Origin of the sequence: Actinocrispum sp. NPDC049592, assembly GCF_040675465.1 — a bacterium.
Lineage (GTDB): Bacteria > Actinomycetota > Actinomycetes > Mycobacteriales > Pseudonocardiaceae > Kibdelosporangium.
On the sequence record NZ_JBFAPA010000013.1, the window covers coordinates 238,110 to 253,399 of the forward strand.

Genomic DNA, 15,290 nt, shown 5'->3' on the forward strand with positions numbered 1-15,290 from the left:
CCAGGTCTTACTCTCGGACGGCGTTGATTCAGACGGCGACCGGTTCGCGGGTCTCGGCCTCGCTGATGCCGACCTTGTTGTGCAGGCGGCGCAACGGTCCCGGCGCCCACCAGGCGGCGCGGCCCAGGGCCCGCATGCCCGCCGGAACCAGGATGCCGCGGATCAGCGTGGCGTCGATCAGGATCGCCAGGCCGCTGCCGATGCCGAACAGCTGGATGAAGCTGACCCCGCTGGTACCGAAGGCAAGCAGGCTCACCGCGAGCAGGACGGCGGCGGTGGAGACCAGCCGGCCGGTGTGCGAGAGGCCGTCGACCACCGCGTCCCGCAGCGTGGCGCCCTGGTCGTGCTTCTCCTTGATCCGGCTGAGCACGAACACCTCGTAGTCCATGGACAGCCCGAAGGTGATGCAGAACAACAACACCAGCATGCTCGTGTCCAGCGGCAGCGGGGTGAAGCCGAGGAACCCGGACAGCCAGCCGTCCTGGAACACCAGCACCATCAGGCCGAGCGTGGCGGACAGGCCGATCACGTTGAACAGCAACGCCCGCAGCGGCTGCAGCACGCTCCCGGTGAACAGGAACAGCAGCACGAACGTGGTGAGCGCGATCAGCAAGGCGGCCAACGGGAGCCGTGACGAGATGGCGTCCTTGGTGTCCATCAGCACCGCCGCCGAACCGCCGACCTGGACCCGCAGATCCGAGTCGCGGATGTCCCGGACCAGTTGCTGCGCTTGGTCGGAGCGGGCTTCACCGGTGGGGATGACCGAGTACAGCGTGGCATCCTGGCCCGGCGTGCGGGTCACCGCGGTGACGCCCGGGAATGCCTTGAGCTGACCGGTGATGTCGCCGGTGTCGTTCGCGATCACCCGGATGGCACGGGAATCGTCGGTGGGGAAGTGGTCGCGCAGCTCGTCGCCGACGATCCGGGTGTCAGTGGTCTTCGGCAGCACGCGGTCGTCGGGAGTGCCGAACTGCACGTGCAGCAACGGGATCGCGGCCGCGATGAGCACGATCAGCACCGGCAGGGCGGCCCGCAGCGGGCGGCGCATGGTCGACCCGGAGAACCGCGCCCAGAACGGCGAGACCGTCGACGGCACGCGCTTGCGGATCTTGCCGGCGTTGACGCGCGGCCCGAGCACGGTCAGCAGGGCGGGCAGCACGAGCAGCGCGGCGGTCATCGAGATGAGCACGACGCCGACACCCGCGTAGGCGAACGACCGCAGGAAGTACATCGGGAACACCAGCAGCACAGCCAAAGCGGCGGTCACGGCCAGCGCGCTGAACATGATCGTCCGGCCCGCAGTCGACACCGTCCGCACCACAGCGGCCTTGGTGTCGAGGCCGTTCGCGAGTTCCTCGCGGTACCGGCTGACCATCAGCAACGCGTAGTCGATGGCGAGACCCAGACCGAGCGCGGTGGTCAGGTTGATGGCGAAGACCGACACGTCGGTGATCGAGCCCAGAATCGCCAGCTCGGCGAACGTGCCCAGGATGGCGATCCCGCCGATGGCCAGCGGCAGCAGCGAGGCGACCAGGCTGCCGAACGCGATGATCAGCAGGATCGTGATCAGCGGCACCGCGATCGCCTCGGCCACCGCGAGGTCCTTGCCGACCTGCCCGCCGATGTCGTCGCTGACGGTTGCCCCACCGCCGAGCGTGACATCGATCGGCCCGTGCTGGCCGTCGTAACGTTCCCGCAGATCAGAGATCTCAACGTTGTCCGCGGGCTTGGCCACGGCGATCGCGTACTGGCCGTCGTCGGACTTCATCGGCGGTGCCCCGGTACTGAAGTAGGAGGCGACGTTCCTCAGCTGAGGGTCGGCGCTCAGCTGCTGGGTCAGGTCCTTGCCCGCGGTCTGCACCGCCGGGTCGGCCACCGGCCCCCTGATCAGGAAGACCAGGCCGTCGCCACCGCCGAACTTGGCCGCGATATCGGCCGTGACCTGCGAGGACTCCGATGCCGGGTCGTCGAAGCCCTGGCTTTTCAGCTTGCCGAACGCGGTGAACCCCAGCGCACCGGCGCCGACCAGCACGATCAGCGTGGCGACGAGGATCGCCCTGGCGTGGCGGGTGGCGAAGAGCCCGATACGGACGAACATGGTGAACCCCTCACGATGTGTACAGCCGTAAACTTGTCGGGTGTTAACTTGCCTCAAATGTTTACGGATGTCAACATCGTTCTCATGACACCCTCAGGCGGGTCGAAACGGAGTTATCACCACGGGGACCTGCGCAACGCGTTGGTGGACGCTGCTGCCCAGCTGGCCGAGGAGGGTGGCCCGGCGGCCATCACCGTCCGCGCGGCCGCACGGATCGCGGGCGTCACGCCGACCGCCGCCTACCGGCACTTCGAGGGGCACGAGCAGCTGCTGGACGCGGCCAAGGAACGCGCGATGGAGCGGATGGGCGCGGCCATGCAGGTCTACGTGCGCGCGCTACCCGAGACCGACGACCCGGTCCAGCGGTCGCTGAGCACGCTGGCCGCGATCGCGCGCGGCTACATCCAGTTCGCTCGCAGCGAGCCCGGCCTGTTCCGGACCGCGTTCCAGCAGGGCGGGTCCATTTTGGACGGCGAGACGATCGTCAAGTCCGACATCCCGTTCGTGCTGCTGGCCCAGGCGTTGGACGACCTCGTCGCGACCGGCATGCTGACCAGGGAGTACCGGCCGATGGCGGAGATCACCGCCTGGTCGGCGGTGCACGGGTTCTCCAACCTGAGCATCGACGGGCCACTGCGGGACTGGCCCGAGCACATGCTCGAGCAGGCACTGGCGCGGATGCTGGACATCCTCGGCCGCGGCTTCGTCGGCGACGCGTTGGCCCACTACGACTTCGTCACGCCTGCCATACCCAGTTCTGGGAGTAGTACAACGGCTTGAGCCCGGCGCGCAGCATGTTCTCCATCGACGACCCGCTGTCGCTGGTCTCGGCGACCACCCAGGCGCAGCCCGCTTCGGCGGCATCCCGGATCCGGGTGGTGATCAACGCCGACTGCACGCCGCGGTTGCGGTAGCCCGGCAAGGTGGCGTCGGTGTTGAGGTGTCCGACTCCGGCCACGAACGCCAGCACCGCGCCCCCGGCGATCCGGTCGCCGTCCCAGGCCGCGTAGTGCTGGAAGTCCTTGGCGTTGACCAGCCCGTCGATGATCGGCGCCAGCATGTCGGGCATGTCGAACCCGCTCAGCGCGACCCTGCCCCAGTCCGCGAGACGGCCAGGCTCGACCTTGCTGATCGGCAGGTCGGTGTGCCCCGTGAGATGGACGGCGTCGACGGGAGCGACCAGTTTGGTGGCCCTGCCGCCGGGGGTGAGGCCATAGGCAGCGCAGATGTCCGCCCAGTCCGGCGGCAGCACCCACGGCGCGAGCAGCAGGCTGGCGCGCTTGCTGCCCGCCGCGCGGTAGAACTCGATGATCTCCTCGACCAGACCGGCGGTCATCGGCTCGGTGAACCCGAGCGCCTTGCTCCAGTACCCGGTCGGGTCGCGCAGAACCGACAGCGCGAGGCCGGTGCCGATCCGGGCGGTGGCCATGCCCAGGTCGTCGCGGTCCTGCGGCCGCATCGCGGACACGGTCCGGTCCCACACCTCGAGCTCAGCGGTCACCGCCACACGATCGTCCATACGAGACAGTGTCACCGAAATGCCGCCGTGAACCTGCCAGTCCGCTGGGGACTGGCAGGTTCACGCCTGTGCCTAGTCCGCGGGAACCGCGTCCCCGCGTTTGACCGACTCGAGCAGCAGCTGCGAGACGTCCTTGACGGTCACGCCCTCGCCCTTGTTCTCGGCCTGCCTCGCGGTCAGGCCGTCGTTGACCATCACGCGGCAGAACGGACAGCCGGTGACGACGGTGCCCGCGCCGGTGTCGATGGCCTCGTCGACGCGCTCCTCGTTGATGCGCTTGCCGATCCGCTCCTCCATCCACATCCGCGCACCGCCCGCGCCGCAGCACAGCGACCGGTCGGCGTGCCGGGGCATCTCGGTCAGCTGGGCGCCCGCGGCACCGATCAGCTCACGCGGCGGCGTGTAGACCTTGTTGTGCCGGCCCAGGTAGCACGGGTCGTGGTAGGTGACACCCGGGCCGGACGGCTCGGACGGCGCGACCGGGGTGAGCTTCTGCTCGCGCACCAAGCGGTTCAGCAGCTGCGTGTGGTGCACGACCTCGTAGTGCCCGTCCAGCTGCGGGTATTCGCGGCCGAGCGTGTTCATGCAGTGCGGGCAGGTGGTGACGATCTTGCGCTGCACCGGTTCGCGGCCCTCGAACACCGCGTTGAGCATCTCCACGGTCTGCTGGGCCATCATCTGGAACAGGAACTCGTTGCCCGACCGCCGGGCGGGGTCACCGGTGCAGCTCTCCTCGTTGCCCAGCACCACGTACTTCACGCCGGCCAGGTGCAGCAGCTCCGCCGTGGCCCGGACGGTCTTGCGTGCGTTGTCGTCGAACGAGCCCGCGCAACCGATCCAGTACACGTACTCCACATCGGACGCGAGCTCGCCGTCGAACACCGGCACCTCGAAGTCCAGGCCCTTGGCCCAGTCCATCCGCTCGGAGTTGTTCTGGCCCCACGGGTTGCCCTTGGTCTCCAGGTTGCGGAACAGGGTGCCCAGCTCGGTGGGGAACTCCGACTCGATCATCACCTGGTAGCGGCGCATGTCGACGATGTGGTCCACGTGCTCGATGTCCACCGGGCACTGCTCGACGCAGGCGCCGCAGGTGGTGCACGACCACAGCACGTCCGGGTCGATCACGCCGCCGGACGCCAGGTCGCCGACCAGCGGCCGCCCGCCCTGGTCGCCGGGGATCCGGGGGAACCCGGCCTCGGGCACGCCGTGCCGGTGCTCGCCCTCGTCGGCCACCTTCTCGACCAGGCCGCCCTCGGGCGCTTCCTTGCCACCGATCAGGTAGGGCGCCTTGGCGAACAGGTGGTCGCGCAGGTCCATGATCACCAGCTTGGGCGACAACGGCTTGCCGGTGTTCCACGCCGGGCACTGGGACTGGCAGCGGCCGCACTCGGTGCAGGTCGCGAAGTCCAGCATGCCCTTCCAGGTGAAGTCCTCGATCTTGCCGCGGCCGAACACGTCGTCCTCGCCGGGGTCCTCGAAGTCGATCGGCTTGCCGTGCGACTGCATCGGCAGCAGCGGGCCGAGGCCGTCCGGCAGGCGCTTGGCGGTGACGTTGATGGGCGCCAGGAAGATGTGCAGGTGCTTGGAGTGCAGCACGATGATCAGGAAGCTGAGCATCACGCCGATGTGCAGCAGCAGGCCGACGGTCTCGATCACCTCGGTCGCGTCGTGCCCGAGCGGCCGCAGCAGGTCGCCGACGCCGAGCGAGACGAACGCGCCGCTGTCGTACGGGAAGTTGCCCGAGGCCGCGGAGGCGCCGCGGAACAGGAACATGGTCCACACGACGTTGAAGATCATGAACAGGATCAGCCACGCGCCGCCGGTGTGCGAGCCGTAGAACCGGGACTTGCGCTGGCTGCGCTCGGGTGACTGGCGGATGCGCAGGATCGCGAACACGACCAGCGACACGAACACCATCACCGCGATGAAGTCCTGCAGGAACCCGAGCACCGGCCAGTGCCCGATCCACGGGATCGCGAACTTCTCGTCGAACAGCGCGCCGTAGGCCTCCAGGTAGACCGACGCGAGGATCACGAAGCCCCAGAAGGTGAACAGGTGCGCCAGCCCGGGCACCGACCACTTGAGCAGCTTGCGCTGGCCGAAGACCTCGGCCAGGTGCGCGGCCACCCGCGCGCCGAGCCGGTCGGCCCGGTCATGGTCCGGCTGGCCGGATTTGATCAGCTTGTTCAGCCACCGGATGCGCTGTGCGGCGAAAGCCAGCCCGACAACGGTGAACAGCAGGCCCAGTACGAGACGAACGACCACGTAAACCCCGTCAGTGTGCACTTGTGTAGTAACGGCACGCCTTGCACGCGTACCGCATCTTCGCGATCCGCCAGCGCTTGCCATCACCCGGGCATACGCCGAGGCGATCGTAAGGCCGTAGTGGCAGTCGCGCTTCATAACGTTCGGTGGCCCGTCCGAGATACGCCCGGCGCGCGACCAGCCCGCGGCGCCCCGCGGCGCGTTTGCCGGCCGACGCCCGGCAGAAGGAGTGCACCAGCCCGAGATCGGGCAGCGCCGGGTGTTCACGCCCGTTCACCTGGTCCACAACGCCGTAACCAGGGTGTTCGGGGTGTCCGGAGAGCCGGACCGGCAGCCCGCAATAGACACACACCGAGCCGCAGGGCAGGCACCTCGCCGAGCTGTGCCGCAGCATCAAGCAAGCCTCCCTGTGACCGGCGCCACTTCGCGTTCCCGACCTTAATAATGTGGCGCTACTCACGGGTAGCGCCATTCGGTCTACGCATGGATCGGTCAACCGGCGGCTGGGCGCGTGGCGTCGACAGAAATGAGAACGTGTTCTAGTCTGGACCCCTAAACGAGAACAAGTTCCAGTTCGGGAGCTGCTCATGAGCGAGGTTGTCGAGGCGGTGCGGGAGCTGCTGCCGGCACTGGCCGAACGGGCCCAGGCCACGGAGGACGCGCGGCGGGTCCCGGCCGAGTCGATCGAGGCGTTGCGGCAGGCCGGGTTCTTCCGGTTGCTGCAGCCAGCGCGGGTGGGCGGGTTCGAGGCCGACCCGATCGACTTCTACACGTCGGTGCGGCTGATCTCGAGCGCCTGCGGGTCGACCGGATGGGTGTCCTCGGTGCTGGGCTGCCACCCGTGGCAGCTGTCGCTGTTCGACGTGCGGGCCCAGGACGAGGTGTGGGCCGACCCGGACGCACGGATCTCCTCGTCGTACGCGCCGATGGGCCGCGCGACCCCGGTCGAGGGCGGGTTCCGGTTCACCGGGCGGTGGAGCTTCTCCTCCGGCTGCGACCACGCCAGCTGGGTCTTCCTCGGCGGCCTGGTGCTGGGCGAGGACGGCAACCCGGTGGACTTCCGGACGTTCCTGCTGCCGCTGGAGGACTACAAGATCGAGGACGTCTGGGACACCGTCGGCCTGCGCGGCACCGGCAGCAACGACATCCTGGTCGACGACGTGTTCGTGCCGGACTACCGGACGCTGAGCTTTGTGGACACCGGCAAGTGCGTGTGCCCGGGCCAGGAGGTCAACCCCGGCGCGCTGTACAAGCTGCCGTTCGCCTCCGTGTTCTCCTACTCGATCGCGGCCCCGGTCATCGGCATGGCCACCGGCGCCTACGAGTCGCACGTTTCCTATATGGCCGAACGGGTTCGCGCGTCCTACGGCAGCAAGGCCGCCGAGGACCCGTACTCGCAGGTGCGCGTGGCCGAGGCGGCCAGCGACATCGACGCGGCCTGGCTGCAGCTGGAGCACAACATCGGCGAGGAGTACCGGCTGGCGCTCGCGGGCGAGAAGATCCCGGTGTCGTTGCGGCTCAAGGTCCGCCGCGACCAGGTGCGGGCGACGACCCGGTCGATCGGCGCGGTGGACAAGCTGTTCGAGAACTCCGGCGGCAAGGCGTTGAACGTCGGCACGCCGATCCAGCGGTTCTGGCGGGACGCGCACGCCGGGCGGGTGCACGCGATCAACGACCCGGAACGCGCGCTGGCGTTGTTCGGCAAGAGCGCGCTCGGGCTGAAGGTGCAGGACGCATGGCTGTGACGTACGAGTCGACGTCGCGCTACGGCCAGGCCGGCGACTTCAAGCTGCACTACCACGAGGCGGGTGACGGCGAGCCGGTCGTGCTGCTGCACGGCGGCGGGCCGGGCGCCTCGGGGTGGAGCAACTTCGGCCGCAACCTGCCGGTGTTCGCCACGAAGTACCGGACCCTGCTGGTGGACCAGCCGGGGTTCGGGCGGTCGGACAAGCCCGAGATCACCGGGCAGTTCTTCACGTTCAGCGCGGACGCCCTGGCGGGCCTGCTGGACACGCTGGGCATCGAACGCGTGCACCTTGTCGGTAACTCGCTGGGCGGCGGGACCGCGGTGCGGTTCGCCCTGCGGCACCCGGACCGCGCGGGCCGGCTCGTGCTGATGGCGCCGGGTGGGTTGGGGCTCAACGTGTTCGCGCCCGACCCGACCGAGGGCATCAAGGCGCTCTACGGGTTCGCCGCGCCGCCCGGGCCGAGCAAGGCCAAGCTCGCGCACTTCCTGCGGACCCTGGTGTTCGACCAGTCCCTGGTCACCGACGAACTGGTGGAGGAGCGGTACGCCACCGCGGCCGACCCGGAGTCGTTGCGGGCCATGGCGTCCATGGGCAAGTCGTTCACCAGCCCGGAGACGTTCGAGGAGGGCATGCTCTGGCGTGAGGCGTACAAACTGCGTCAGCGCGTGCTGCTGATCTGGGGCCGTGAGGACCGGGTGAACCCGGTGGACGGGGCCCTGGTGGCGTTGAAGACCATCCAGCGGGCGCAGCTGCACGTGTTCGGCCGGTGCGGGCACTGGGCGCAGCTGGAGAAGTTCGACGAGTTCAACCGGCTGACCATGGACTTTCTCTCCTAGAGGAGCTTGAGATGAGCATCCGGCAGCTCGGGTACCTGCGCATCGAGGCGACCGACATGGCCGCGTGGCGCGAGTACGGGCTGAAAGTGCTGGGCATGGTCGAGGGCCAGGGCAGCGACCCGGACGCCCTCTACCTCCGGATGGACGACTTCCCGGCCCGGCTGGTGATCGTGCCCGGCGAGGCCGACCGGCTGGCCCAGTCCGGCTGGGAGACCGCGAACGCGGCCGGCCTGGCGGAGATCCGGCGCCGCCTGGAGGACGCGGGCGTGCCGTACAAGGAGGGCAGCGCGGCCGAGCTCGCCGACCGCCGGGTGGCCGAGCTGATCAGCTTCGAGGACCCGTCCGGCAACACGCTGGAGGTCTTCCACGGGGCGGCCCTGCAGCACCGCCGCGTGGTCAGCCCGTACGGGCACAAGTTCGTGACCGAGGAGCAGGGACTGGGCCATGTCGTGCTGTCCACCCACGATGACGAGGCCGCGCTGCACTTCTACCGTGACGTGCTGGGGTTCAAGCTCCGTGACTCCATGCGGCTGCCTCCTCAGCTCGTGGGGCGCCCGGCCGACGGGCCACCGGCGTGGCTGCGGTTCTTCGGCTGCAACCCGCGGCACCACAGCCTGGCGTTCCTGCCGATGCCCACGCCGTCTGGGATCGTGCACCTCATGGTCGAGGTGGAGAACAGCGACGACGTCGGCCTGACGCTGGATCGCGCGCTGCGCCGCAAGGTGCCGATGTCGGCGACGCTCGGGCGGCACGTCAACGACCTGATGCTGTCGTTCTACATGAAGACGCCGGGCGGGTTCGACGTCGAGTTCGGCTGCGAGGGCCGGCAGGTGGACGACGAGACCTGGATCGCGCGGGAGAGCACCGCGGTCAGCCTGTGGGGCCACGACTTCAGCATCGGCGCGCGGAAATGACCTCGACGCTGCCGGTGGCGGACCAGTTCCGCAAAGTCCTCGGGCACTTCTGCACCGGGGTCACGGTGATCAGCGGCGCGGGCCCGGTCGGGTTCGCCTGCCAGGCCTTCGCGGCGTTGTCGCTCGACCCGCCGCTGGTGTTGTTCTGTCCCGGGAAGTCCTCCCGGAGCTGGGCGTCGATCGCCGGCACCGGGCATTTCTGCGTGAACGTGCTGGCCGAGGACCAGCGCGAACTGTCCACTGTGTTCGGCCGGTCCGGGGCGGACAAGTTCGCCACCTGCTCGTGGCGCGCGGCGGCCAGCGGCGCGCCGGTCCTCGACGGCGTGCTGACCTGGATCGACTGTGCTGTCGAGGAAGTCCGCGACGGCGGCGATCACTACGTGGTGATCGGGCGGGTGCTGGAGCTGGGACCGGTGCGGGACGCGCAGCCGCTGCTGTTCTACCGGGGCCGCTACACCGCGACCGACTCGGCGGCCGAGACGCAGCCCAACGCCTTGCTGGACAACCTTTTCACCTGGCCGCGGCACGCAGACTGGATCTGAGCTCGTCCGGGCCGCCGAACAGCTGGCGGCTGCCGTGTGCGCGCTTGAAGTACAGGTGGGCGTCGTGCTCCCAGGTGATCGCGATGCCGCCGTGCAGCTGGACCATCTCACCGGCCACAGTGGACAGTGCTTCGGAGCAGTGCACCTTCGCGGTGGACGCGAGGCTGAGATCACTTGCCGCGGCCGTGGCGATCGAGCGCGCGGTCTCGACCAGCACGTACATGTCGGCCATCCGGTGCTTCAACGCCTGGAAACCACCGATCGGACGGCCGAACTGGACTCGGGTCTTGGTGTAGTCCACCGTCATGTCCAGGCAGCGCTGGGCGGTGCCGACCTGTTCCGCGCTCAATGCGGCGCGTGCGATGTCGCGCAGTTCCGGAGCAGCCGCGCCCAGATGTGAGGCTTGGGTGAGGTCGAACTCGACCTTCGCCAGCCGACGCGTGAAGTCCATCGTCGGTTTACGTTCGCGGTGTGTGGGAACAATCTCGTACAAGTTGTCGCCACTGACCATCAGCGTTGTTTCGGCGATATCGCCGTCCAGCACGTAGCCGTCATCCTGCCAGCCAACGGTCGCCACGCGACCGGCGGCGATCTCCGGAAGCAGCCGCGCACGGGCTTCCTCGTTGCCGCAACGGATCAGCGCCTGCGCGGCCAGCAGCGAGCTGAGCACCGGAACCGGAGCCAGCGTCCGGCCGGTCTCCTCCAGCGCGATATGCGCCTCGAGCAGGGTGGCTCCGGCGCCGTCGTACTGCTCCGGCACGGTCAGCCCGGCGACACCGACCTGATCGGCCAGCGCCCGCCAGAGCGGCTCCGAGTACCCGTCCGCGGTCCGGACCAGCGCACTATCGGCCGTTCGGTCCAGCAGTGTGCGGACGGTATCGCGCAAAGCCTCGTGCTCCGCGTTGACCATGAACCGATCTAACCAAACAATCGCTTGGTTTGCTACGCCACGCGCACCGGGCACGTCACTCGAACGTGGGTGCCGTTCGATAAGGTTGCGGCGTCCGGTACACGCACGCGAGGAAGAGTCCGTCATCGAAAAAGGGCAGCTGGTCGCCGGTCGCTACCGGCTGCTGGACACCATCGGCAGTGGCGCGATGGGAATCGTCTGGCAGGCGCGCGACGAGCGGCTGGACCGTACGGTTGCGATCAAGCAGCTGTTGATGCGCGCTGGGCTGTCCGACGCCCAGGCCGAAGACGCTCGCCGCCGGGCGATGCGCGAGGGGCGGCTGGCCGCCAGGTTGCAGCACCGCAACGCGATCGCGCTGTTCGACGTCGCCGAGCACGAGGGCGACCCCTGCCTGATCATGGAGTACCTGCCCTCCCGCAGCCTGTCCGGGCTGCTGGCCGACCGCGGCACGCTCACCCCGCAGGAGGCGGCTCAGATCGGCGAGCAGGTCGCCACCGCGCTGACCGCCGCGCACGCGGCCGGGATCGTGCACCGGGACGTCAAGCCGGGCAACATCCTGATCGACGACACCGGCCAGGTGAAGATCACCGACTTCGGCATCTCCCGGGCGGTCGACGACGGCACGATCACCCAGTCCTCGGCGGGCATGCTCGCCGGCACCCCGGCCTACCTGGCGCCCGAGGTGGCCCGCGGCCAGGACCCGACCCGAGCGTCCGACGTGTTCTCGCTGGGCGCGACCCTGTTCCACGCCGTGGAGGGCGAGCCGCCGTACGGGTTCAAGGACAACCCGCTGGCCCAGCTGTACGCGGTGGCCATGGGCAAGGTGCCCGAGCCCAAGCGCGCCGGGCCGCTGACCGACGCGTTGATGAAGCTGCTCAACCCCGACGCGGGCGAGCGGCCGACCATGCCCGAGGTGGTCGCCACCCTCGCCGAGCTGGCCGGCAAGGCCACGGTGACCCTGCCCGCGCCGATCCCGGTGTCCGCGCCCGTGCAGCCGACCCTCGTCGCGCCGCAGCCGGTGCCGGTCAAGCCGCGTCCGGTGGCCGCTCCTCCGCCACCCAAGCCGGTGCCCCCGCCGCCGCCACCGCAGACGCCGCCTTCGGGGCAGCCCGCACCGCAGCCTGCTGGGTCCGGTCCTGGTCGCAGCAAGCGTGCCCTGGTCGTCGTGGGCGCGGTCGTGGCCGCGGCCCTGCTCGGCGGTCTCGTGGCGACCCTGCTCAGCTCCAAGGGCAACACGGACAACAACGCGGGTGGTCAGACCCCTCCGCCGACCGCGACGGTGACGATCTCCCCGCCGCCCCCGACGGTGTCGAGCGGCGGAACGTCGTCCAGCGCGCCGCCCTCGCCGCAGGGCGGGTCCGAGGGCCCGATCGACTGGGGCTCGGCGGGTCAGCTGGTCATCGACTACTTCGGTTCCGCCGCGCCGGCAGCGCGCTGGGGGATGCTCACCCCCGACGTGCAGCAGTCGTTCGGCAGCATGGACGCCTTCCAGCAGTACTGGGCGGCCTACCCGCAGCTCAGCTCCCGCAACGCCCGCAACGTGCGGGTGAACCCCGACCAGTCGGTCACCGTGCCGGTCGACGTCACCTACGCGAGCGGGAACCAGGTGCACAAGGAGATCCGGGTGGTCAAGATCGGCGGTCAGCTCAAGATCGCCTCCGACGCCAAGTAGGTCTCCCTTGTATCGGGTGGCTCTGGACGGTCCCGGTGCGTTGAGCACGATGGCCAAGCCGCTCGGCGGGGATCTGCTCGCCGGTGAGATGACCGCACTTCGCTCGGCGGGCGTGGATGTGCTTGTTTCCGCGCTGACCTCTTCGGAGGTTTCTGAGGTGGGGCTGGCCGAGGAGGGCCAACTGGCTCGGGCGGCCGGTCTTCGGTTCGTCTCGGTGCCGATCCCGGACATGGGCCTGCCGGACCAGTCGGTGGTGCTGCCGACTCTCCGGGAGCTGGCCGCGGACCTGTGCGGGGGCGCGCACATCGTGACGCACTGCTGGGCGGGCATCGGCCGGTCGTCCTTGTTGGCGGCGTCGTTGCTGGTGCTGAACGGAATGGCGCCGGACGACGCCTGGCAGCGGATCTCCGCGGCGCGCGGACGTACCGTTCCGGAAACGACGGCCCAACGCGACTGGATCTTCGGGTTATCGTGACCCGTGCCCAGATGGTTGCCGCTTAACATCACCTTTGTCGCATTGTCCGGGCTGCTTGTGCTGGCCTCGTCGTTCCCGTGGATCCAGATCCAGGGCGTGATGTCGGACTTCCAGGTCACCGATGCGTTGCTGTACCAAGGCTCGCCGTGGGGCGGGCTGATGGTCGCGGTGGTGGCCGCGGCCCTGGCGATCTGCGCGATGGTGTTCCGCCGGCCGGTGTTGAGCTGTGCGGTGATGTTCGCGGGCGGGGTCGGTGGGCTTTTCGCCGCGGCCGACTATGTCCGCGCCGAACTCAACTCCATTGGCCAGTACCCGACCGTGTGGTTGCAGCTGGCGTGCGTCGCTTGCGCGGGCCTGGCCGTCGGTGGGCTCGGCGCGATCTTCGAGTACCGCCGTCTGCTGAGGACTGGTCGTCCCAGATAGTCCCGTTACTCCGCGGCGATGTTGACAGGCAACTGGGTGTGCGCCAGGTTTGTTGACGGGTGGCGGCTGGAGGGAGGTCGGGCATGCGGATCCGGGGACTGCTGGCTGTTTTCGTGGTGTTCTTCGCGCTGACTGTGCCGGCGGCGGCGCGGGGTCTCGGCGCTTGGGTGGTCCGGTCCACCCAGTTGAGCGATCGGCTTGTCGAGCTCACCGTTCACTCCGATGCGGTCGGCCATGACGTGGGCGTCCGGCTGCTGCTGCCTTCGGCGTGGAACCGTACGCCGCACAGGACTTGGCCGACTTTGTATCTGTTGCACGGCTGCTGCGACGGCGACACCGGGTTCCGGTCGTGGACGAACAACACCGACGTCGAGCAGTTCACCGCGCAGGCGAACATGCTGATCGTGATGCCCGAAGGCGGTCCGGGCGGGTTCTACTCGGACTGGTTGTCCGGGCCCGGGTGGGAGACGTTCCACCTGACCGAGCTGCGGCGCCTCCTCGAACGGCAGTACCGATCGGGCCAGCAACGGGTCGTCGCCGGCCTGTCCATGGGCGGCTTCGGCGCCCTGTCCTACGCCGCCCGCCACCCCGGTTTCTTCCGCGCCGCCGCCTCCTTCAGCGGCGTCGTGCACACCACCTACCAAGGCACTCGCAGCACGGCGCTGGTCCAGGACATCGTCCGCAACGCAGGCGCCGACCCCAACGCGCTGTGGGGCGACCCCATCACCAACGCCGGGACCTGGGCCGCGCACAACCCATACGACCTGGCCGCACGCCTGCGCGGCATCCCCGTCTACCTCTCGGCGGGCAACGGCCAGCCCGGCCCCCTCGACCCACCCGGCTCCCCGCCGGACGGCCTGGAACAACTCCTCGGCGAGCAGTCCACCGCCCTGGCCACCACCCTCCAAGCCCACAACGTCCGCGTCACCACGGACTTCTACGGACCCGGCCGGCACACCTGGCCCTACTGGCAGCGCGCCCTGCACAACGCATTCCCGTTGCTGATGTGGGCTGTTAGGTGAGGGTTGCCAGGAGGTGGGCGCGGTGGGTCGACGGGGTGCCCCAGGTGGTGTGGAGGGCGCGGATCTTGGTGAGCCAGCGGCTGATGTCGTGTTCGAGGGTGTAGGCGATGGCTCCGTGGACTTGGAGGGACGTGCGCATGGCTCGGTAGGCGGCGTCGCCCGCGGCGATCTTGGCGGCGGAGACGTCGACCTCGCCGATGGCGGCGCCGTAGACCAAGGGGCGGGCCAGTTCCAGGGCGATGTGCACCGAGGCGAGATGGTGCTTCACGGCCTGGAACGAGCCGATGGGGTGGCCGAACTGGGCGCGTTGCTTGGCGTAGTCGACGGTCCGCGCGAGTAAGGCCCGGCCGGCGCCGAGAAGCTGGGCCGCGCAGGCCAGCACGCCACGCTCGAACGCGCCGGGGACGGAGCCGACTTCCGCGTCGGGCCGGACGGTGAACAGATGACGGCATGGGTCGACCGACTCGACGGGATCGCCGACCGAGGCCGAGAACACCGTGTCCCCGTCCAGGAAGAACACCCGATCGGCGACATCCGCGTCCACCGCGTACGGCACGTGCGGCACGACGGCGGCCGTTCCGAGTAAGGCGCCGTCAAGCAGGCTCGGCAGCACGGCGAGGGTTTCGATCGCCGGACCGGGCAACGCGTGATAGCCGATGGCCTCCATGGCGACGACGAGGTCGATGGGTTCGCCGTCCACCGCGATGGTGGTGACCCCGAGGTCGGCCAGCCGGCGCCACACCGCCAAGCCCGGCGCGTGCTCACCGGCCGCCCAGGCGCGGGCGACGTCGGACTTGGCGAGCAGCGCGTCCACAGTGTCCGCGAACTGGACCTGTTCGGCACTGAGGGCGAATCTCATGGGCGAC

General features: G+C 69.3%; 14 protein-coding genes. 9 read left to right on the forward strand and 5 right to left on the reverse strand.

Annotation, left to right across the window (positions count from 1 at the left end):
• Window positions 1-28: 28 nt before the first annotated feature.
• Window positions 29-2,098 carry an MMPL family transporter gene (locus AB0J95_RS30380; RefSeq protein ID WP_364765231.1) on the reverse strand — a complete coding sequence of 690 codons (2,070 nt, stop codon included), beginning with the start codon at window positions 2,096-2,098 and terminating at the stop codon, window positions 29-31.
• A gap of 84 nt (window positions 2,099-2,182) precedes the next feature.
• Here AB0J95_RS30380 and AB0J95_RS30385 point away from each other — a divergent pair, with 84 nt between their 5' ends.
• A complete protein-coding gene (locus tag AB0J95_RS30385; RefSeq protein WP_364765234.1) occupies window positions 2,183-2,878 on the forward strand; it encodes a TetR/AcrR family transcriptional regulator in 696 nt (231 codons plus the stop codon).
• Here AB0J95_RS30385 and AB0J95_RS30390 read toward each other — a convergent pair.
• Window positions 2,835-3,617 (reverse strand): GNAT family N-acetyltransferase, encoded by a 783-nt coding sequence (locus tag AB0J95_RS30390; RefSeq protein WP_364765237.1) that lies wholly within the window; start codon window positions 3,615-3,617, stop codon window positions 2,835-2,837. The genes AB0J95_RS30385 and AB0J95_RS30390 overlap by 44 nt on opposite strands.
• Before the next feature lie 72 nt (window positions 3,618-3,689).
• Entirely contained in the window at window positions 3,690-5,882 is a 2,193-nt protein-coding gene (locus AB0J95_RS30395) for a (Fe-S)-binding protein (RefSeq protein WP_364765240.1), read from the reverse strand.
• Between the two features lie 587 nt (window positions 5,883-6,469).
• Between AB0J95_RS30395 and hsaA the strand changes: the two genes are divergently transcribed.
• From hsaA to hsaB, 4 genes are read left to right on the forward strand one after another with little or no spacing between them, the layout of a single operon-like run.
• Complete coding sequence (hsaA, locus tag AB0J95_RS30400; protein ID WP_364765243.1) at window positions 6,470-7,627, forward strand: 3-hydroxy-9,10-secoandrosta-1,3,5(10)-triene-9,17-dione monooxygenase oxygenase subunit; 1,158 nt, start codon at window positions 6,470-6,472, stop codon at window positions 7,625-7,627.
• A complete protein-coding gene (gene hsaD / locus AB0J95_RS30405; protein WP_364765246.1) occupies window positions 7,618-8,466 on the forward strand; it encodes a 4,5:9,10-diseco-3-hydroxy-5,9,17-trioxoandrosta-1(10),2-diene-4-oate hydrolase in 849 nt (282 codons plus the stop codon). Before hsaA ends, hsaD begins: the two co-directional genes overlap by 10 nt.
• 11 nt (window positions 8,467-8,477) lie before the next feature.
• On the forward strand, window positions 8,478-9,380 hold the full coding sequence (gene hsaC / locus AB0J95_RS30410) for an iron-dependent extradiol dioxygenase HsaC (protein ID WP_364765249.1): 903 nt from the start codon (window positions 8,478-8,480) through the stop codon (window positions 9,378-9,380).
• Complete coding sequence (gene hsaB, locus AB0J95_RS30415) at window positions 9,377-9,922, forward strand: 3-hydroxy-9,10-secoandrosta-1,3,5(10)-triene-9,17-dione monooxygenase reductase subunit (protein ID WP_364765251.1); 546 nt, start codon at window positions 9,377-9,379, stop codon at window positions 9,920-9,922. Before hsaC ends, hsaB begins: the two co-directional genes overlap by 4 nt.
• Here hsaB and AB0J95_RS30420 read toward each other — a convergent pair.
• On the reverse strand, window positions 9,891-10,832 hold the full coding sequence (locus AB0J95_RS30420; protein WP_364765254.1) for an acyl-CoA dehydrogenase family protein: 942 nt from the start codon (window positions 10,830-10,832) through the stop codon (window positions 9,891-9,893). The genes hsaB and AB0J95_RS30420 overlap by 32 nt on opposite strands.
• An 85-nt stretch (window positions 10,833-10,917) precedes the next feature.
• Here AB0J95_RS30420 and AB0J95_RS30425 point away from each other — a divergent pair, with 85 nt between their 5' ends.
• From AB0J95_RS30425 to AB0J95_RS30440, 4 genes are all read left to right on the forward strand, one after another.
• Entirely contained in the window at window positions 10,918-12,504 is a 1,587-nt protein-coding gene (locus tag AB0J95_RS30425; protein WP_364765257.1) for a serine/threonine-protein kinase, read from the forward strand.
• 16 nt (window positions 12,505-12,520) lie between these two features.
• Window positions 12,521-12,979 carry a hypothetical protein gene (locus AB0J95_RS30430; protein WP_364765498.1) on the forward strand — a complete coding sequence of 153 codons (459 nt, stop codon included), beginning with the start codon at window positions 12,521-12,523 and terminating at the stop codon, window positions 12,977-12,979.
• A 42-nt stretch (window positions 12,980-13,021) separates the two neighbouring features.
• The gene (locus tag AB0J95_RS30435; protein WP_364765260.1) at window positions 13,022-13,402 is read left to right on the forward strand and encodes a hypothetical protein; all 381 of its coding nucleotides are present in this window, start codon (window positions 13,022-13,024) and stop codon (window positions 13,400-13,402) included.
• Window positions 13,403-13,485: 83 nt separating this feature from the next.
• Window positions 13,486-14,424 (forward strand): alpha/beta hydrolase family protein, encoded by a 939-nt coding sequence (locus AB0J95_RS30440; RefSeq protein WP_364765263.1) that lies wholly within the window; start codon window positions 13,486-13,488, stop codon window positions 14,422-14,424.
• Here the strand turns inward: AB0J95_RS30440 and AB0J95_RS30445 are convergent.
• Window positions 14,417-15,283: an acyl-CoA dehydrogenase family protein gene (locus AB0J95_RS30445; RefSeq protein ID WP_364765266.1), complete on the reverse strand. Its 867-nt coding sequence runs from the start codon at window positions 15,281-15,283 to the stop codon at window positions 14,417-14,419. The two genes, AB0J95_RS30440 and AB0J95_RS30445, sit on opposite strands and share 8 nt — an antisense overlap.
• Window positions 15,284-15,290 lie beyond the last annotated feature (7 nt).

What these genes read in the sequence shown, in the direction of transcription:
- AB0J95_RS30380 (WP_364765231.1), bottom strand. Translation starts at nt 2,098, where the DNA reads ATGTTCGTCCGTATCGGGCTCTTCGCCACCCGCCACGCCAGGGCGATC.
- AB0J95_RS30385 (WP_364765234.1), top strand. Translation starts at nt 2,183, where the DNA reads ATGACACCCTCAGGCGGGTCGAAACGGAGTTATCACCACGGGGACCTG.
- AB0J95_RS30390 (WP_364765237.1), bottom strand. Translation starts at nt 3,617, where the DNA reads ATGGACGATCGTGTGGCGGTGACCGCTGAGCTCGAGGTGTGGGACCGG.
- hsaA (WP_364765243.1), top strand. Translation starts at nt 6,470, where the DNA reads ATGAGCGAGGTTGTCGAGGCGGTGCGGGAGCTGCTGCCGGCACTGGCC.
- hsaD (WP_364765246.1), top strand. Translation starts at nt 7,618, where the DNA reads ATGGCTGTGACGTACGAGTCGACGTCGCGCTACGGCCAGGCCGGCGAC.
- hsaC (WP_364765249.1), top strand. Translation starts at nt 8,478, where the DNA reads ATGAGCATCCGGCAGCTCGGGTACCTGCGCATCGAGGCGACCGACATG.
- hsaB (WP_364765251.1), top strand. Translation starts at nt 9,377, where the DNA reads ATGACCTCGACGCTGCCGGTGGCGGACCAGTTCCGCAAAGTCCTCGGG.
- AB0J95_RS30420 (WP_364765254.1), bottom strand. Translation starts at nt 10,832, where the DNA reads ATGGTCAACGCGGAGCACGAGGCTTTGCGCGATACCGTCCGCACACTG.
- AB0J95_RS30440 (WP_364765263.1), top strand. Translation starts at nt 13,486, where the DNA reads ATGCGGATCCGGGGACTGCTGGCTGTTTTCGTGGTGTTCTTCGCGCTG.
- AB0J95_RS30445 (WP_364765266.1), bottom strand. Translation starts at nt 15,283, where the DNA reads ATGAGATTCGCCCTCAGTGCCGAACAGGTCCAGTTCGCGGACACTGTG.